Raw genomic sequence first — 19,214 nt, 5'->3', positions numbered from 1 at the left:
TTTATTAAAAAAGTCATCATTCATTTTTCAGTTTCTACAAACTTTAAGATTGTTCCGTCCTCTTGTTTTACAATAATGACTTTCGGGTCTTCATTCGTTAAAAAAATTTTATCTCCAACATTTAACATGTTAGAGGAAAAATTGTCTTTCGGAATCGTATTATTTTTAACAACTTCTTGAACTACACCAATTTGGTCTTTAAGTATAATTTCCTTACTATGTAAAATTCCTTCAAACCGATAACCTGCCCCGTTTACTATTAATAGTCCAATACTAGCATCTGCAGAAGTACTTTTCGATTCATTTGTAATTCCTATGTCTTCTTTTAGTCCCTTTTTAATTGGTGAGTTAATAAAAATTGTAAAAGCCAGAAATAAAAGAATCCCAACTGAAACAAGCGGTTTTCGAATTCGATTATACCCCCAATTTGAATTGGCTTTATTCCATATTCGTTCATATGTGACGGAAGAATTATGTTGATCTAACTTCTTCTGAAGAGTGTGTTTCATTTCAGAAATAGGATTGTTTTCCACCACTAAGTTCTCCCTCCTTCAGTTTTTCTTCTACTTTAAACAGTTCGTTTTTCGATAAACGATTTCTTAATTTTGTCAGCGCGTAATTAAGCCTTGATTTACATGTACCAATCGGAATATTTAAAGAGACCGCCACTTCATCTAATTTAAGTTCTAAATAATAATGAAGAACGATCACTTCCTTACTCTTCTGGGGTAATAAATTTATCTCTATCCATAGATGATCTTCCATTTCATTTTGTAAAATCGATTGTTCAACTTCATTTTCAGTTGGAACATCATAATGAATGCCGAAAAGTTTCTTAATTTTTTGCATACGTATCATATTACGGGTGATATTTACTGTCATTCGATAAATCCAAGGTTCAATTGCTTTTGTTTGATCAAACAGATGGAATTTTTTTATGATGCGAATGAACGTCTCTTGCGTAATATCATCTGCCAATACTTTTGATTTTGTTAAAAAGTAAGCGGTACGATACACCATTGACGAGTGATTATTAAATAATTCTTCTAAACGATTTTTGTCAATTCTCTCAGACACTATTTCTCCTCCTTTCACCACATACTCTATATACACTTAAAAACCGATTAAAGTTCGAAGTTTTTTTAAAATTTTTCCTCCAAAATTAATTTTAAAAAAGTGAGTAGGAAAAATATACAAATTTCATCAATCCGAGTTTTTAAAATATTCTTTCGATTAGTTATATAGTATGATAGGAATTAAATTAATTAAAGGTGGGTTTTTAGAATGAAGGCAGTTCAAATTGATGAATCAAAGCATTTATTTATTGACGATTATCAGATGCCTGTTTTAGGTGAGAATGAGCTACTTGTTAAAGTTCATGCTACGGCTATTAATCGAGCTGACTTACTTCAAAAACATGGTAAGTATCCCGTACCTAAAGGCGCATCACCTATTTTAGGTTTAGAAATGTCAGGGATTGTTGAACAAGTTGGGTCTAATGTAACAGACTGGAAAGTAGGAGATCGTGTTTGTAGTTTATTGCCAGGCGGAGGTTATGCGCAGTATGTATCTATTCCTTCAGATTTGGCAATTTCAATTCCAGATCATTTTTCGTTCGAAGAGGCTGCGGCTATACCCGAAGTGTTTTTGACAGCTTATTTAAATTTATTTGAATTAGGTAGATTAAAAGAAAATGAAACTGTATTAATTCATGCCGGAGCTAGTGGTGTTGGGACTGCTGCTATTCAGCTTGCAAGAGAATTTGGTGCAAGTTCAATCGTTACTGCTGGGAATGAAATGAAACTTGCAGCTTGTACTGATTTAGGTGCAAACCATGTGATTAACTATAAAAATGAAGATTTTAAAACCGTAGTCGAAAAAGTTACTGATCATGTAGGAGTAGACGTCATTTTAGATTTTGTTGGTGCATCTTATTTCCATCAAAACTTACAATCATTAAATAGTAATGGTAGACTAATTTTGATTGGTACAATGGGTGGAGTTAAAGTGAACGATGTGAACTTATTACCACTTTTGACAAAAAGAATTTCCATTATAGGGAGTACTTTGCGTTCACAAACACTTGAGCAAAAAATCTATTTAACAAATCAATTCAAAAAATATGTCTTACCACTTTTTACGAATAAGAAAATAAAACCGATTATTGATTCTGTGTATAGTTGGCAAGAAGTGAATGAAGCTCATACGCGAATGGAGAACAATTTAAATATCGGAAAAATAGTTTTAAAAATAGATTAATTATATGTAAGTTAAAGGGGATAATTATGGTACTACTCGGTTCAATTGTTAATGCAGCAGCTATTATTTTTGGCTCTTTACTAGGTTTGTTTATTAAAAGAATTCCAGATCGAATGAAAAACCTAGTAACTCAGTCAATTTCTCTCGTAATTATTGTCATAGGATTTACTTTAGCTATGAAAACAAATCAAGTTCTAATCGTCGTTTTCAGCTTATCGCTAGGTGCGGTTGTAGGAGAATGGCTAGATATCGAAAGTAAATTAGATAAATTAGGTTTATTTATCGAAAGTAAATTTCATTCTAAAAGCGAAGGCTCTATTTCTAAAGGATTTGTTACGTCCACTTTATTATTCTGTGTTGGCGCAATGGCTATACTTGGAGCACTAGATAGCGGACTTCGTCATAATCATGAAATTTTATATACAAAATCAATGATGGACGGATTTTTATCAATCATTTTAACTTCGACTCTTGGCATTGGCGTGTTATTCTCTGCTGTCCCAGTGTTAATCTATCAAGGATTCATTGCCATTTTTGCCTCATTTGTACCGAATCTAGTAACACAGCATTTATTAAGTTCAATTATTGCTGAAATCTCAGGTACAGGAGGAATTTTATTAATCGCTCTTGGTTTGAATTCTTTAGGTTTAATAAAAATAAAAATTGGAAATATGTTACCTTCTATTTTATTTGCACTTATTATTGTTTGTTTCATACAGTTTTTCAAATAAGATGACTAAAATGAGCCCCGAAAAAGGGCTCATTTTTTAAATTAATGGAGTTTCTTTCTAAAATAACCTTTGTCTTTGTGATATAAGATTAACGCTACAATTAATACTCCTGCAGCAATCCAAACAGCTTGGTTCCCAATATACTTAGTCGAAAGACTCCCAAACAATGCGCCAAATGAAAAGGAAAAGATAATAACGAGAAACTCTTTAAATTTTGTTTTTGCTTCTTTGTCATGATTTACAAATGCTGTATACGCTGCCTGTGAAGCAATTCTAATATTACCGGTTGTCATAGTTGAATTGTATGTCCATTTATCTAAATGGGTGAAAGTTGAAATTTGTAATGATGAGACAAAGGAGATGCAAACAGTTACAACTATATTAGGTACACTACTAGGTAATAATCCTACAATCAATAATACACTACATTCTAATAAGAGAATTGAACGTCTATAGCTGTATAATAGCTCTCTTAAACGTGGATGTTTAACGGATTCAGCAACTAAAACACCAAGAATAAAGGCTATAATAGGTAAAATATAATCAACAGAGTTTTTCCAATTTCCAAATGATAGATTTATTGCCAAAAGCACAAGATTTCCTGTTTGCGCATTGGCAAATACACCATCTCTACTTATAAAAGTATACCCATCTAAAAAGCCACCTACTAAAGCTAACAATAATCCAAGATAGACTGAATTTGATGATAATGATGGAACTATTTTTTGTTTAGATTTCAATCTAGTTCTCCTACTTCTATTACTAACTTAGCACAATCATAACACACTTATTATGTAAATAAATGTGAACAAAAATCCAACAATTACATTTAAAAAATAATCATTTTTTCACTTTGGTTGTTAGTTTTTTTAATGGATCTGTTTAATTTTTAACAATAATCTACTTTGAATTTCCAAAGCAAATTATCCTATTTATTTAAGTTAAAATGCCAATTAAACAAAAAAAAATCGACTATATAGTCGATCATGAAATTCAACTAAAACATGCGTTAATTCAATAAGATTCGTATTCAAAAATAGCCCAAGGAAGCCAATAAACTGGTTCAGTTCCAAGTTTTTCGTCATTTGCAATGTCACAACATCTCTCTGCTTCAGCAAGTGATTTAATAAAACCATTTTTATTTAATGAAAAATCAAACTGATTTTTAAACTCATTTTCTAATCCGTTACACAAATAAGAATGGAATGTATTTGTTTCATACCCTAAGATCTCATAGCCTTTTATTGAAGTAGTTCCATCAACAATAAATTCTTTCCTTAGTAGAATATTCTCTAGGCCAGTTCTTTCCTCTGAGGTCTTAATTATTGTGTCTTCCTCATCTAAAAAACTTTCTAAATAATTATTAGGTAGTCCAATACCTATTATTTTTAAGTCTTTTACATCACTTAAAAATGTGCTAAAAAACTCATTTGCTATATTTAATGATGGTAAGATTTGAGGATATTCGAATTCTCTCAAGTCAAACTTATCTTGGATCCATTTTTCCATCTCTTTGTATTTAACTTCCGAAATATTAAGATCTTTAATGTATTTTAGTTTATTTACCTTCGAACCACCCCAAAATATATTGATTTCAGGATGCATATCACAAATGCACTCACTTACTGACACAATTCTATTAGGGATTATTTCTTTATCCATATATTCTTGTCTAATAGTAGGAGCTATAATGTAATATCCCCCTGAAATAAAATCCATTAATTCACCTCATTAAAATAATATAATTATATAGTTCTAATGCAACTAAATTATTGCATTAGTTGCATTACAGTTTAAATATTTGCGATTGAAATTAGTTCATCAACACCTATTAGGTAATCTTCATTTGTTTCCTCATGGAAAACAAAAAAACAAGTTTCTCCATTTGCTCCTTCGAATGCTATATTCATCATTTGAACTTTTGAAAATGGATTATTTGAATTTCCTAATTCATAACCAGATTTAAATTCAAAGATGTACCATCTATCTTCTTCAAGAGTATATTCTGTGTTTTCTATTACTATATTTAAAAACATTTTACTCATTCTTATATCCTCTTATCTTTAGAATATAGACTTCTTATGTAACGAACGCAGTGCTTTAGTTACATAAGCAATTTTTTTAAATAGATTATTTCATATTTTCTATACTACGATTAAACCATCTTTTTCTAAGAATTCATTCCACTCTTCTCGCAATAACCCCATACGAATTGAGTCATAATAATTCCCATCATAAAAACGACATTTTCTTAATCTTGCTTCCATTGTCATTCCTAATTTTTCCCCAACTTTAATCATACGATGATTACCCGACCAAGTTGTATAACCTACACGTACAAGAGGCAATGTATTAAATAAATGATTAATCCAAAGTTTTAAAGCTCTTGTACCAAAACCTCCGCTCCAATAGTTGGGATCATAAATACCTATTCCCATTTCAAGCCAATTAGATGGTTTATGTTCCCAATAGAAGCTAACTGTTCCAATGACTTTTCCATCTACCTCAATAATCCATTTGTCCTCTTGATTAACAACAGAATCCTTAGTTTTTAAATAGTCCTCAAAAGTGACAGCTTTATGTTCAAAATATGGTGCATCCCATTTCTTCCACTCTGGTGAACTCTCTTTATACATCAATGTCCAAAGTGAAAATAAATCTTCTTCATGAATTGGTCTAATTCGTAATGGAAAATTATTACTCAACTTATCTGCTCCTTCACTCATTAAAAATATTAGTAGATTTCAAAATGCCTAAATTAGTTTAAATTTTATTCAACTTATGCATGCTTTAGTTGAATAAGGATTCGTTATTAATAATTATTTTTTGCTTCATGGCTGATTAGGTAAACCATTCATGACAAAGCTTAAAATCATCAATACCAAGCCTATCAAGAAGACGATTTTCCCTCATTTTGTCGTACACAAATAGATAAAAAGAAACATGAAGAAGTAGAGTTTGAATGTCCTTATTGTTGTTTTCACAATGCTACGAGAGAAAAATAGTCCCAAGTGAAGAAAACTCACTTAGGACATAATTAAAATCGCGTTAGATATTTTGTTTTTGTATTCATTTTCCCTTTTTTACTGGTAATGGAGAAAGGTAATAATAAATATTTGATTTTTTATCAATATGAGGCTTAACATCATAATCTGTACGAGTTTCGATACTTATATTAGAATTCTTGGCTACACCTGCATAAAAATCATATTTAATTCCTGATGCACTTTCAATAACTTTTTCTATTGTGGTATTTCCTTTAGTTTGTTTTACTAATGCGCCATTTCCGTTAGTAATCCAACTTACTTTTTTCTTCTTTTGAATTAAACTCGCTGTCCCTAAACCTTCCCCTTTATTGGTACGGAATAAATAAACAATAATTTTTTCATTGTATACATATTTTGATTCTCCAAGGATTTCTACAATTTCTGGTGATTTTTTTATACCATATTCTATGGCTTCACTCTCCGAATCAAATGCTTTTAAATTTTCTTTTTCAGTACAACCGGTTAATAATAGACCAACTACAGACATTATAATTAATAAAAAAGTAATTTTCTTCATTTATTCCTCCTTAAATTCTATAATATCTATTTTACTATGCATATCTTAGAAATAGGCCCTGTTAAACTATAATGTTGATTTTTGAGTACTAAAAAAGACTATTTTCACCAAACAGTCATTTTAATGTTTGATTCAACTAATGCATGCGTTAGCCAAACATGATTCCTCGGATTCACAACAGTGAATGGGAGTTTTTAATGCACTCCCATGGTAGTTGAATAAGCTAATCCTAATTTATTGAACTTAAAAACATTTCTCCTTTCTCTTCAAATCTTGTTGGATTTTTATCCTTTATAGAAGAAACGATATTTGCAATTATATTCTTTGAATTAGTATCTAAACTTTTTACAACTTCTATATATACTTGAAGCGTTGGTCTATGATTTAATATTCGCTTATGTAATGTTTTCGCCCATTCCATAGCATCAGGTATCATTACATATACAGATTTAGCTAATTCTCTTAAGGTATCATCTAAGGGATATTTTTGATCGAATGATTCAATTGCATGGATTAAACCAAACGTAACCTCATCACGTTCAGTTTTATCATGAAAACCATAACACAAATATTTGATAAAAGTTATTTCTCCATATGCAACAATACGTTCAATGGCTTCTTCAAAATCATTAACCTCTTGTTCACTTTTAAGTAATCTACTACTTTTTAACTTTATAATTTCTTGGTCAATATTCAAAGAAACCATTTCCTATACCTTATTCACACTAAGTTTTATTTTAGCACAATAAAAAGGCTACATAGCAGCCTTTTAAGTTGTTCAACTATCGCATTGCGTTAGTTGAACAAGAGAAAAATATTTTATTCAAAATTACTTCGCCATATTGTATCAGCAATTTTATCCAGCTCAGTTCCAATGCGAAATAGCAAAATACAAATTCCAATCAACAACACTATATGAAGAATTTTATAAATAGAATCTTTCATAAACAATACCCCTTACTTTTTAATCCACTTTTAATGATTTATTCTGTTTTTATCTTAAAATTCCTACTGCTCATTGAATAAACTGCCAAATAAAAAATAGGAGCTGAGTGAAAGATCAGCTCCTAAGTTCTTATTCAACTAATGCATTCGTTAGTTGCATAAGAATTGTTTCTCAACCTTGCAAAAGTCTTCCCATAAATCAGTTTCATTTAACCCATATTTTTCTTTTTTCAAACATTTTACCATAGCTTCTAAAGCACTTTTAAGATTAACAATTAAATACTCTTTTATTTCAGTATCTGTTTTATTTTCCCATTTTGATTGGGGCATACCAACATCAATAGTAATATATCTAAATTTTTTACTTAATCGTAGTTTTTCATATCCTTCAAAATTAAAATCAGAATACATACCATCCACTCGAAGAATTGGTGCAATTTCGTCAATTTCTTTACAATAAATTTTATTACAATGCTGAACTAATAATTTTCTTAATTGAATAAGCTTTGGAGATACAGCATCACTTGCATACGGATCTCCCATCTCTGCACCAAAAGTGAAATAATGACTTTGTGCTACCATTCTTTCCTCCCATAAATAGAAACAATTTAAAATACGATTTACACCCTTTTATTATATCAAACCTTAAGCAACTATCCTGCCATTTTGTTGCATAAAAAAACGAGCTGCGAACAACTAGTGATCTTAAACTAATGCATGCTTTAGTTCAATAAGAATTTAAAAACTTATTGTCTTCTTTGGTAAAAATTTTGGGTTCTTTATCAGAACTGCAACTTTCTTCCCTTTGTTAAATCTTACATTATTAAGCCAATAAATAAACGCATCTTCATTATAACTCAGTCCAAATTCCTCATTTCCGTCCTCATCAACACCAAAAGATACCCAGAAAGGATGGTCATTATTTCTATCATTTAACCATCTAAAAAAATCTTGTTGCAGTTGACGGATATTTCTTCCCACTTTTGCAGGACATCTAAAATAAACTGTATCCTTTTCGTATTCAAATTCAATTTTTACAAACAATTTTAACTTCCCCCATCCGATTGATATATCAAGTAATTATAACATTCCTTATGCAACTAAACTGCCATATAGTTACATAAGGATTAACCCAACATTCTTTTTTCACACAAAAAAAGACCACATTAATTGTGATCATTAATTCTTATATTAAAACGTTGACACGATGATACTAGCAGCACCAACTAAAACACACATCATTCCTCCAAACCGTGTACTCCACTTATAAAAAGAAGATGGTTCTGTTGCACCATCGGATTTCCAGCTTTCTGTAACAACCCAAAATGCTTCTGGATTCAATATTAGTAAAAATCCAAATAAAATGAGTAATATTCCTATAAACATATAAGAAGACCTCCAAAATATTTTGTGATTTTTACTTGCTCATTTTCTTATTTTCTTACTATTTTTTTTGCAAAAAAGATAATTCCAAAGGCAATACCAGCAAAGATTAAAAACCATACAATAATTGGGATAAATAACATTAAGTTTTCCAAATGAATCCTCCCTTTAATCTGTTACTCCTTGATTCCCTTATATACATAACGAATACCAATGATAAAGAATACTGTACTTATTAACAATGGAATTGTTCCAATATTAAACAACGCTGTTCCGAAAACTCCTAAATTTGAGTCCCATCCATCTCCAGCCGGATGAGATAGGTACAAAGAATAGATTGATGCCGAAATAAGAGTAAATCCAAAAAATAAAATACTGGTTAAAACTCCAATTCCTCCAATGATTAGATTCTTCATAATTTTCTCTCCCTGGCTTGTTATATAGTTCTTTCCGGATTAAATATTCTATTAGTCTAAGAAGCTTGCAACTAATCCAAATAACATTGTTAATACGATAAATGTAATAAAGAAATATCCTAAATATCTTATTAGCTTTGGTTTTTTCCCTAGTTCGAAGCTTTTTCTTTTTAAAGGAATAACACCCTCTATTTTTTGTAGATCTTCTATTGGTGAAAATACTTTCTGATCATCCAGGTAAATTTTGCTTTCAGTCGTTTCTGATTCGTGCGTTCTTTCCATAGATTACACCTACCTTTTTAGTTATTTTTAATTTAATTACCTTATGCTATTTACTATATTTTACCATTTTTTATTAAAATTCGATTAGATATTTTTCGCCTTTTAATGCACTTCCTTCATTAAGCACAACCGAAATTATAAAATTAATCCTTCTTCACCTAACTAGCATTCAGTTGAATAAGTATCAACAATCTACTAAAACAGAGCATTTAAAATAAAAAGACGATCAAAACATTCATTTGATCATCTCTTTCCTCTTATTTAATCATCTTAACCATATGATCCTCATCGTAAAATTCACCATTAACAAATAATGCTCTTTTTTCTGTTCCAAAGCTTTCAAAGCCTACAGATTCATAAAGTTTTTTTGCAGATTGATTTGATGAAATAACAGCCAATTCAATTTGTAAAATTTCTTCAATTTCCATAGCATCCTGTATTGCTTGACTTAAAACTTTTTTCCCTACACCTTTACCACGGTAATCTGGTGTAACATACATTCCCCAAATTGTTCCCTTATGTTTCATTTTTTCAGATCTTTTTTGGAAGAAGCCAGCAACTCCAACAAGTAAGCCTTTGTCAAAAGCACCTATAATAAAATTATCGAAAGTCTTAGGGAAATTATTTGTGTGCTGTTCGATTGATTTTTTCTCATATTCAGTTAAACTTTCTCCGAATGCTTCTGGTGATAATGTTAATCCTTCACTTCTTAATCGAATAAACTCAGGTAAATCTTCAATTATTAATTTTCGAATTTCCATACATAATCTCCCTTCGAATCTCTTAGAAGTGCCAAATTTTTAAAGGCACTTTTTACAATTCACTTAAACCAATTTACTTTGCCTCATACAAATATAACATATAATTCTGAAGTTTTAGATAAAAAAAAGACTGATCATATTAATACATGATCAGTTCTTGCATACAATTTCTTAAAGTTTAATAGAAACTAGTTTCAATTCAGTCATCTCTTGTATTGCATATTTTATGCCTTCTCTTCCATATCCGCTTTCTTTTACGCCACCGTAAGGCATTAAATCTACTCTAAATGTAGGAACATCGTTTACTAGCACGCCACCTACATGTAATTTTTTAGTAGCATATAATGCTCTTTGTAAGTTGTTTGTATAGACTCCAGCTTGTAATCCAAATCGACTATTGTTTACTTCATTTATTGCTTCATCAAACTGTTCATATGAATTGATGACGACAACTGGACCAAAAATTTCCTTACAAGATACATCACTGCTATTCTTTACGTTTGATAGAATAGTAGGTTTATAAAGACGTTCTTCAATTATATCGCCACCAGTTACTAGATCCGCTCCATCTTTAAGTGATTGCTTAACCCATTCATCTATTCTAGCAACATCTTTTTTAGAAATCAGAGCACTAATATCTGTTTGAAGGTCTAATGGCGAACCTATATTTAATAATTCAGTAGCATTTTTCATCTTTAAAATGAATTCATTATAAAGTGTATGATGTACAAAAATTCTTTGTAATGAAATACAAACTTGACCGTTATAAATAAAGGCTCCCCATACACAACGATTGATTAATTCATCAGTTAACTGGACTTCCTCATCGATAATCAACGCTGAGTTTGAACCTAGTTCTAACGTTACTTTTTTTAATCCTGCTTTGTTTTTTAATGAGATGCCGACTTCAGGACTGCCGGTAAATGTAATTGCTTTCACGTCAGGATGTTTGACTAAAGCATCACCGATTTCGGAGCCCTTTCCGGTAATTAGGTTAAACGCACCTTTAGGTAAATTCGTTTTATCGATCATTTCAGCTAATGCGATCGCAGAAAGTGGAGTCTGACTAGCAGGTTTTAAAACAACTGTATTTCCTGCAGCAATTGCTGGACCAACTTTATGTGCGACTAAATTAAATGGGAAATTAAACGGGGTAATTGCACCAATTACTCCAACTGGCTCTCTGACTGTATAAGTGACTCGACCTTCGCCACCTGCTACTGCATCTAACGGGATTGTTTCCCCGTAGATTCTTTTTGCTTCTTCAGCAGCTATTTTATAAGTTGCAATCGTTCGATCGATTTCACCTAAAGCTGCCTTTAAAGGTTTGGATGCCTCTAATGCTAAAAGCTCAGCAAGTTTTGAACGATTTTCTTTAAACTGTTCAACTAATTGCTCTAAAATGACACTTCTTTCATATGAGCTGAGCTTTTCCATTTGGGTTTTCGCGTTGTTAGCCGCTTTAATCGCTTCTTCCAAATTCTCTATAGTCGCGATTGGTATTTCGGCTAAAACTTCACCAGAATGAGGGGCAACAAGATTTTCATGTTTTTCCCCTTCAACCCAACTTCCATCTATATAAAATTGTTTTTTCATTCTATTTCACCTCAGTTACAAGCTGGCTAGCAACTTGATGTATTGATTGTTTTATAATATCCAGTCCTTCATCTAATTCCTCGTCAGAAATAATTAAAGGCGTTAAGAAACGAAGAATATTACTATGAACACCTGCGCTAAGAATAATGATCCCATTTTCACAACATTTTTTTGTTAATGCTGCAACAAACTCTTTTGCTGGTTGACCAGAAGTAGGATCTATAAATTCGATACCCACCATTGCTCCTAATCCTCGAATATCATAAATAATTGGAAAATTATTTTTTAATTGTTCAAAACATGATTTAATTTTTTCTCCAATTACTCTAGCTCGAATCCATAATTTTTCATTTTCAATTTTTCTAATCACTTCGAGCGCTGCTACACAACCTAAAGGACTTCCGCCATAAGTTCCACCTAGTTCACCTGGTGATGCAGCATCCATTATTTCAGTACGACCTGTCACCGCACTAATTGGTACACCCGCTGCGATTGATTTTGACATTGTGATTAAATCTGGTTCAATTTCAAAAATCGTTGATGCAAATAATTCACCTGTTCGCCCAAATCCTGTTTGAATTTCATCCGCTATAAACAAAATTCCATGTGACTTACAAATCATATAGACTTCTTTTACAAATTTCTTTGGAGGTACAATAAATCCCCCTTCTCCTTGTACGGGCTCCATAATAACTGCAGCCACTTCTTCTGGAGACACATCTGTTAAAAGAAAATCCTTAAATTGAGAGATACAAAAATTAATATATTCTTCTTCAGATAACTCTTTTGGTCTATTTGATAAATAAGGGAATTTAGCTTTATATGTAGCTGGAGCAAATGGTCCCATTTTATATTTATATGGTTTTACTTTACTTGTTAAAGACATTCCTAATAAAGTTCGCCCATGAAATCCTCGAGTAAACGAAATAATTCCTGAACGACCAGTATACTTCCTCGCAATTTTAACAGCATTTTCAACTGCTTCAGCACCGCTATTTAATAGAATTGTTTTTTTAGAAAAATCCCCAGGCGTTATTTCAGTTAATTTTTTAGCTAAATCAATATAAGACTTATACATTCCTACATGAAAGCAAGAGTGGATTAATCGCTCGGATTGATTTTTAATCGCTTGTACAACATTCTTTGGAGTATGTCCTACATTTAACGTACCAATCGCTCCAGCAAAATCTAAAAATTTATTTCCATCAACATCCTCAACGATCGTACCGTTTGCTTTTTCTACAAAAACAGGTGTATTATTTCCAACTCCATTTGGAATAAACTCATTACGTAATTCAATGAGTTCTTTTCCCTTTGGTCCTGGAACTCCTGCTGAGACATTAACAAATTTTCGATTATTGCTCATGCTAACTCTCCCTCTCTTAAAAAATAATTTCATTTCAATCTATAAAATTATTAAATAATTAGCTTCATTACTAATATACTCGTTTTCAAACATTTAAGAATGAAATAAAACTAGGCCAAGGGCTTTTTCGAGGGAAATGGAAAAGCCACTCATTCGAGCGGCAATTTATTTTAAAACATTAATAATTCACGAATGTCTTCTTCTGTTAAATTAAATGAAGGTTTTCCATTCGTTTCAATAATTTCTCCTATTAATTGCTTTTTCTTCTCTTGTAGCTCATTCATTTTATCTTCAATCGTTCCTTTAGCGACTAGCTTGATCACTTGAACATCATTCATTTGACCGAAACGGTATGCTCGATCTGTTGCCTGGTTTTCAACCGCTGGATTCCACCAATTATCATAAAGAATAACTGTATCAGCTCCAGTTAAATTGAGTCCTACTCCGCCTGCCTTTAATGAAATTAGAAAGAAGTTATGTTCACCAGCGTTAAATCGATTGCATATAGATAGACGTTCTTCTGAAGGAGTTTGTCCATCTAGATAAAAAAATTGTTCTCCCATGATTGAGAGTTCTCTACCGATTAAATCTAACATTTTCGTAAATTGAGAGAAGATCAATACTCTTCTACCGGCTATTTTTGATGCCTCAATGATTTGAAATAGCTGTTCAAACTTAGCTGAACTACCTTCATAACCATCTATAAATAACGCTGGATGGCAACAAATTTGTCTTAAACGCGTTAAACCAGCTAAAATTTTGATATGATTTTTGCCTAATGTAAATTTATCCACTGCTAAATGCTTTAGTGTATCGTGTCGTAGTTTTGCTAAATAAGCTGCATATAATTTTTTTTGTTCTGGTAACAATTCAACAGATTCCTTCGATTCGATTTTCTCTGGAAGTTCCTTAAGTACATCCTCTTTTAATCTTCTTAATAAGAAAGGTCGCACTCTTTTAGAAATTGTTTTCCTAGTCAAATTGCTAAATTCCTTTAACCCTCCAAATAATTCAGGAAAAACTACATGATAAATTGCCCAAAGTTCTTCTAGTGAATTTTCAATTGGCGTACCTGTTAATGCAAACCGTTGATCAGCATTTAGCTTTTTAACAACTTTCGCTGTTTGAGTAAATGGATTTTTAAAACTCTGTGCCTCATCAAAAAATACTGTATGAAACTTTTGCTTTTCGTACCACTTTATATCATTTCTTAACACCGAATAAGAGGTAATGATTACATCGATACCTGCTAGTTCCTTTTGTATTTTCAATCTTTCATTTTTATTTCCATCAATTACAAGCGCTTGAATTTCAGGTGCAAATTTGAATACCTCACTTAACCAGTTATACGTTAATGCGGTAGGACAAACAATTAGGATTGGTGTATTAAATGAACGGATTTCGTTTAATAAGGATTGTATATATGCAAGACTTTGAATTGTTTTACCTAATCCCATATCATCTGCTAAAATTCCTCCAAATCCGAACTTTGCTAAATTCTTCATCCACTTGTATCCAAAAATTTGGTAATCTCTTAACAGATTTTTAAATGCTTTAGGTACTTCATCTACAATTTCATTTGGATTGATTAAACTCTTATAAAAATGATTCAATCGATCTTCAATTTTAAACAAACTAGTTTCTTCCGCAGAATCTAATAAATATAGACCGTTTTTTATAGGTAAGTTTAAAACACTTTCATAATCAAACTCTTGCTCAGGTACTGCATTTAAAAATCGTTTTATCTCTTGTAATTCTCTCGTTTCAAGCGAGTACAAAGTGCCATCATGTAACCGATAATATTTCCGTTTCTCTTTTAGTGCTAATAATACTTCTTTGATTTGTTTCTCAGGAATGTCTAATTCAAATTTAAATTCCAACCAATTCGTTCGTTCTCTTTTTAAATTAACGCGTATTTGAGGTTTCTTATTTTCTTTAAAAATTCTATTTCGAACAGCGGTTGTTGCATAAATTTCGGTAAGTTTTTCAAGTTTCGGTACTATATTTCTTAAAAACTCATATTCAAGTTCTTCATTTTGTAAGAAATAGCCACCTTCAGTTTTTGAAAATGAACTATCTTCCATTAATTGTAATATTTCTAATTCTTTTTCTTCATCTCTAATTAACGTTTTACTAAGTTGAATTTCTTTTTTATCTAGCGGATTTATAACGATGCGATCATAATGAAATTCAAGCCCAGCAAGTAATTTATTTTTAATACGATCTAAATATAGCTTTGCGCTTAATGGGGTTTCTGAATATCGGTTTGATAATGAAGTAGGTATATGCACCTTACCAAGCTTGATAAGACCTGGAATTACTTTCTCAACGTAAAGATGGATTTGGTCTGTTGGAATAATTATTTTTTCATCTGCTGTGTTTTTAACGATTTGTTTTAACTCAACAAGTTGATTAAATTCCTCTACTTTAAGATGATAAATTCTTCCACGGTATAAGACTGTTGAATATGTTTCCATTATCGTTAATTGCTCGATTCCCTTTGCAGTTAAAAAGTATTGACCATTTAATTCCTCTATTTCAAATTCCAATGGTAATTTATCTTCGGTAAATGAAATTCCATTAAATGGTATTCCCTTTTCAATTATTTTGACGTTTTCTGTAACCGTTAATAAATTAATAATTTGGCTCCATATTGTCGGAGGAATGAACATATATTCATTTTTCTTAGTTAGAGGATCATTAAACATTATTTCATCATCCAACAACTTTATTAAAAGATCCCAAATACGATTAACTTCATTTTGAACACAATGTATATTAGGATCAAAATGAGTCTCAGCTGAAATTTTACTTGGTTTCCCCACTTTAACATCCTTTAAAAAGTTTCGTAGATTTTCTACCTTCTTTTTTCCATATGCCATAGAAATTCCAAGTATTTTATAGCCTTCATTCATCTCAACCACTTCACAAATAAACTCGAAATCAATTATTTGCCGCTCGTCAAAATGTTTTAATTGTCCGCTTTTACGAAATGGTTTATCGTGAAAAAGTTCTAAAATACCATTCGATCTATTTAAGTGGGAGTTTTCTATAAAAATATCAATTTCTGAAGGATTTCCCTCGTTTTTCTGACGTTCAAAAATCGAAATTAAAACTGCAGCTATATGTTGACAATCCGTTTTAATTGAAGCTAGTTTAGGACAAGTGCACTTACAATAAAAATCACCATTATCTTCTTTTATAATATGAACGGTAAAATCTTCATTCCCTAAAACTGTTGCCGTACAATCAACTTCATTATATTTTTCGATTTGTACTTTATTTGCGCGATAAAAAGAGTCACCCCTTTTGAAGGAGACTGTACCGCAGCGTTCTTTTATGATTTTATGATTCAATTTTATCTTCATTATCTGCTCCTTCCAAAATAAATAAAACGAATATAACTATCTTACCATTAATTATTTATTTATCTAAAATATTGCTTTAAATCTTCTTATAAAAATAGAAAAAAGAAGTCATTTTTGACTTCTTTTTGTAAATAAATCTATTTTTGTTCTACAATTCCATGTCTAAAAGCATAAATTACTGCCTGAGTTCGATCGACCACTTCTAATTTCGTTAAAATATTACTAACATGCGTTTTTACCGTTTTTAGTGAAACAAATAAAGTATCGGCGATTTCTTGATTTGACTTACCTTCAGTCATTAAATGAAGTACTTCTTGTTCCCTAGCCGTTAAATCATCATGTAATTCGCGTTGAGTAGATTTTCTCATTCGATTCATCATTTTGCCAGTAACAACTGGTTCTAAAACTGAGCCACCTTTATGTGTCGTTCGTATTGCATTTGCGATATCGCTAGCTCTAGATGTTTTTAACATATAACTGATTGCACCAGCATCAATTGCTGGATATACATTTTCATCATCAATAAAACTTGTAACAATGATGATTTTTGCTTCTGGCCATTTTGAAATAATTTGTTTTGTCGCTTCAATTCCATCCATAACTTCCATAATTAAGTCCATTAATACAATGTCAGGACGTTTTTCTAATACAAGATCTACGCCTTCTTTTCCATTACTTGCTTGACCAACCACTTCAATATCAGATTGAGTACTTAAATATGTAGAAACACCCATTCTTACCATCTCATGATCATCAACTAACACGACTTTGATCAAATTTCCCACCTCTATTCAATTACTGGAACTTTTACTTCTATCTGCGTTCCTCTTTTTGGTATACTTACTATTTTTGCCGTTCCACCAATTTCGGAAGAACGTTCACTTATTGATTGCAAACCATACGAACCAGTTTTTCGGTTTTCGACATCAAAACCAATTCCATCATCAATCATTCGAACTAATACAAAATCTTCAATTTTTCTAATTCGTATTTCAAAAGTTTTTGCATTTGCATGCCTTAAAGTATTCGATAAAGCTTCTTGAATAATCCTAAATAAATGATCCTCTACACCTTTTGATAGTGTAATATCATCGATTTTCCATTTTAATTGAAGAGCTTGACGATTGGTTAATTCAGTTAGAAGCTTTTCTACGCCTTCTTTTAAGCTTTTACCTTCTAACTGAACTGGTCTTAAATGTAATAAAAGTGCACGCATTTCTGATTGAGCATTAATCGCCATTTTTTCAATATATTGTAATTGTTCTTTAAACGTAGTTTCACCTAGTTCATTGATCGCAGAAATCATCATCGAAATCGCAAATAATTGTTGGCTAACTGAGTCATGTAATTCCCTTGCTAGTCTATGTCGCTCTTTCGTTACGACATCTTCAATTGTTTGAGATTCAATTAATTTCTTTTCATCTACTAATTTTTGAACAGTCTTCCTTGAATCTTCAATTTGTTTAGATATTTTTTGAAGTTTTGATTCAATTTCGTTATCAATGGACCGAATTGAATGCTCTGATTCTTTATGATAAATTCCATTTTCTGCCTTTACTATACCTTCCAATAAAGCTTTTTCATTATGACGAATCGTGCTCAAAACAGCTGTACTATAGACAATTGATATAATTATGATTGCTACAAATAATATTAATAGTAAAGAAAAATTTCCAATTTTATACAAAAGCAATTTATCAAGGAAAGTATGATCAACGAAATAATAAACAACGCCACAAATTAAAATACTAGATGTAAATGCAGCAAGACAGATTGATAAAAAGATACCTTTGTCAATTTTCATTTATTTGTCACCTCAATATTTCCGATTGCTAAAGAAGTGACAATTTTTAACTTTCTTGATGCTTCTTTATAATCATTAGAAGTGAACTTACAATTCTTGTTAAACCCGTTCAATTTATTTTTAAGGATATTAATTTTGCCATATAAAGTAGAATGCTGGATCGAGACTTCCAAATCATACGGCACATACAAAGTAATATTTCCGATGATTCCATTTAATACCAACACAGTCTCTCCTTCAGGAATAAATGACTCCGAAAGATCGATTATGACATCTCCAATTCCAAAATAATAATCTACATCTTCTAACTCAAATGATTCATTCTTAAGATGAATATTTGTAAAAAATCGATTTGAAATGAGAGAATTTGTTTCAAAGACACCTGTATTCGTTGTTTCAACTATGTTAGGTATAATGACTTTTGCATTAAATTTAGAATTAACAAATATTAAATATCCAACATAAATCACAATAAAGGATAATACCCCTAAGATTGATTTCAATTGAAATACATTACTGATAAATAAAATGATTCCTCCAAAAAACGCGATATTCGCAGATGTAGAAGGGTAAACTTTACGTTTTTTTGCCCCATACTGAAATAAATAAATACCTACCCCAGCTGCGATTATTGCAAAAGGATTTAAAAATAGATCAAATAATAATCCTATGCCTGCAATTATAAATAATAATCCAGTTAATTCATTGCTAGACAATCGTCTAAATCGCTTCATATAGC

At 31.2% G+C, this 19,214-nt stretch carries 22 protein-coding genes; 2 read left to right on the top strand and 20 right to left on the bottom strand.

Features of this window, described 5'->3' with window-relative positions; translation table 11 throughout:
* Nucleotides 1-20: 20 nt before the first annotated feature.
* A complete protein-coding gene (locus BED47_RS03535; protein WP_069032450.1) occupies nt 21-536 on the bottom strand; it encodes a hypothetical protein in 516 nt (171 codons plus the stop codon).
* Nucleotides 511-1,077 carry an RNA polymerase sigma factor gene (locus tag BED47_RS03530; RefSeq protein WP_069032449.1) on the bottom strand — a complete coding sequence of 189 codons (567 nt, stop codon included), beginning with the start codon at nt 1,075-1,077 and terminating at the stop codon, nt 511-513. Before BED47_RS03530 ends, BED47_RS03535 begins: the two co-directional genes overlap by 26 nt.
* A gap of 207 nt (nt 1,078-1,284) precedes the next feature.
* Between BED47_RS03530 and BED47_RS03525 the strand changes: the two genes are divergently transcribed.
* Both BED47_RS03525 and BED47_RS03520 read left to right on the top strand, forming a co-directional pair.
* Nucleotides 1,285-2,259: an NAD(P)H-quinone oxidoreductase gene (locus BED47_RS03525; RefSeq protein WP_069032448.1), complete on the top strand. Its 975-nt coding sequence runs from the start codon at nt 1,285-1,287 to the stop codon at nt 2,257-2,259.
* 26 nt (nt 2,260-2,285) lie between these two features.
* Nucleotides 2,286-2,990: a DUF554 domain-containing protein gene (locus BED47_RS03520; protein WP_069032447.1), complete on the top strand. Its 705-nt coding sequence runs from the start codon at nt 2,286-2,288 to the stop codon at nt 2,988-2,990.
* A gap of 41 nt (nt 2,991-3,031) precedes the next feature.
* On the opposite strand, the gene BED47_RS03515 is transcribed toward BED47_RS03520, so the two are convergent.
* The 18 genes from BED47_RS03515 to liaF all read right to left on the bottom strand — a co-directional run bounded on the left by BED47_RS03515 (nt 3,032) and on the right by liaF (nt 19,209).
* Entirely contained in the window at nt 3,032-3,730 is a 699-nt protein-coding gene (locus BED47_RS03515) for a YoaK family protein (protein WP_069032446.1), read from the bottom strand.
* 274 nt (nt 3,731-4,004) lie between these two features.
* Nucleotides 4,005-4,709 carry a hypothetical protein gene (locus BED47_RS03510; RefSeq protein ID WP_069032445.1) on the bottom strand — a complete coding sequence of 235 codons (705 nt, stop codon included), beginning with the start codon at nt 4,707-4,709 and terminating at the stop codon, nt 4,005-4,007.
* A gap of 74 nt (nt 4,710-4,783) precedes the next feature.
* Nucleotides 4,784-5,035, bottom strand: a complete 252-nt coding sequence (locus BED47_RS03505; RefSeq protein ID WP_069032444.1) for a hypothetical protein — start codon at nt 5,033-5,035, stop codon at nt 4,784-4,786.
* 99 nt (nt 5,036-5,134) lie between these two features.
* Complete coding sequence (locus BED47_RS03500; protein WP_286143680.1) at nt 5,135-5,695, bottom strand: GNAT family N-acetyltransferase; 561 nt, start codon at nt 5,693-5,695, stop codon at nt 5,135-5,137.
* A gap of 364 nt (nt 5,696-6,059) precedes the next feature.
* The gene (locus tag BED47_RS03495; protein WP_069032442.1) at nt 6,060-6,554 is read right to left on the bottom strand and encodes a hypothetical protein; all 495 of its coding nucleotides are present in this window, start codon (nt 6,552-6,554) and stop codon (nt 6,060-6,062) included.
* A 229-nt stretch (nt 6,555-6,783) separates the two neighbouring features.
* On the bottom strand, nt 6,784-7,251 hold the full coding sequence (locus BED47_RS03490) for an Imm30 family immunity protein (RefSeq protein ID WP_069032441.1): 468 nt from the start codon (nt 7,249-7,251) through the stop codon (nt 6,784-6,786).
* Between the two features lie 398 nt (nt 7,252-7,649).
* Complete coding sequence (locus tag BED47_RS03485) at nt 7,650-8,081, bottom strand: hypothetical protein (RefSeq protein WP_069032440.1); 432 nt, start codon at nt 8,079-8,081, stop codon at nt 7,650-7,652.
* Nucleotides 8,082-8,237: 156 nt separating this feature from the next.
* Complete coding sequence (locus BED47_RS03480) at nt 8,238-8,543, bottom strand: hypothetical protein (RefSeq protein ID WP_069032439.1); 306 nt, start codon at nt 8,541-8,543, stop codon at nt 8,238-8,240.
* Nucleotides 8,544-8,690: 147 nt separating this feature from the next.
* The gene (locus tag BED47_RS03475) at nt 8,691-8,885 is read right to left on the bottom strand and encodes a DUF6199 family natural product biosynthesis protein (RefSeq protein ID WP_069032438.1); all 195 of its coding nucleotides are present in this window, start codon (nt 8,883-8,885) and stop codon (nt 8,691-8,693) included.
* Nucleotides 8,886-9,058: 173 nt separating this feature from the next.
* Nucleotides 9,059-9,298, bottom strand: coding sequence for a hypothetical protein (locus tag BED47_RS03470; RefSeq protein WP_069032437.1), 240 nt, complete (start codon nt 9,296-9,298; stop codon nt 9,059-9,061).
* 51 nt (nt 9,299-9,349) lie between these two features.
* Nucleotides 9,350-9,580: a hypothetical protein gene (locus tag BED47_RS03465; RefSeq protein ID WP_069032436.1), complete on the bottom strand. Its 231-nt coding sequence runs from the start codon at nt 9,578-9,580 to the stop codon at nt 9,350-9,352.
* Between the two features lie 257 nt (nt 9,581-9,837).
* Entirely contained in the window at nt 9,838-10,341 is a 504-nt protein-coding gene (locus tag BED47_RS03460; RefSeq protein WP_069032435.1) for a GNAT family N-acetyltransferase, read from the bottom strand.
* A gap of 171 nt (nt 10,342-10,512) precedes the next feature.
* Complete coding sequence (locus BED47_RS03455) at nt 10,513-11,937, bottom strand: aldehyde dehydrogenase family protein (RefSeq protein WP_069032434.1); 1,425 nt, start codon at nt 11,935-11,937, stop codon at nt 10,513-10,515.
* A gap of 1 nt (nt 11,938) precedes the next feature.
* Nucleotides 11,939-13,303: a 4-aminobutyrate--2-oxoglutarate transaminase gene (gene gabT / locus BED47_RS03450; protein WP_069032433.1), complete on the bottom strand. Its 1,365-nt coding sequence runs from the start codon at nt 13,301-13,303 to the stop codon at nt 11,939-11,941.
* A gap of 170 nt (nt 13,304-13,473) precedes the next feature.
* Complete coding sequence (locus BED47_RS03445) at nt 13,474-16,671, bottom strand: DEAD/DEAH box helicase (RefSeq protein WP_069032432.1); 3,198 nt, start codon at nt 16,669-16,671, stop codon at nt 13,474-13,476.
* A gap of 137 nt (nt 16,672-16,808) precedes the next feature.
* Nucleotides 16,809-17,447 carry a response regulator transcription factor gene (locus BED47_RS03440; RefSeq protein WP_069032431.1) on the bottom strand — a complete coding sequence of 213 codons (639 nt, stop codon included), beginning with the start codon at nt 17,445-17,447 and terminating at the stop codon, nt 16,809-16,811.
* Nucleotides 17,448-17,458: 11 nt separating this feature from the next.
* Nucleotides 17,459-18,475: a sensor histidine kinase gene (locus BED47_RS03435; RefSeq protein WP_069032430.1), complete on the bottom strand. Its 1,017-nt coding sequence runs from the start codon at nt 18,473-18,475 to the stop codon at nt 17,459-17,461.
* The gene (gene liaF, locus BED47_RS03430; protein WP_069032429.1) at nt 18,472-19,209 is read right to left on the bottom strand and encodes a cell wall-active antibiotics response protein LiaF; all 738 of its coding nucleotides are present in this window, start codon (nt 19,207-19,209) and stop codon (nt 18,472-18,474) included. The genes BED47_RS03435 and liaF overlap by 4 nt, the downstream gene beginning before the upstream one ends.
* Nucleotides 19,210-19,214: the final 5 nt, after the last annotated feature.

Origin of the sequence: Gottfriedia luciferensis, assembly GCF_001712755.1 — a bacterium.
GTDB classification, from domain to species: Bacteria; Bacillota; Bacilli; order Bacillales; family Bacillaceae_G; genus Gottfriedia; species Gottfriedia luciferensis_B.
Note: the sequence above shows the minus strand (reverse complement) of the source record. Positions and strands in the feature narration are given on the sequence as shown.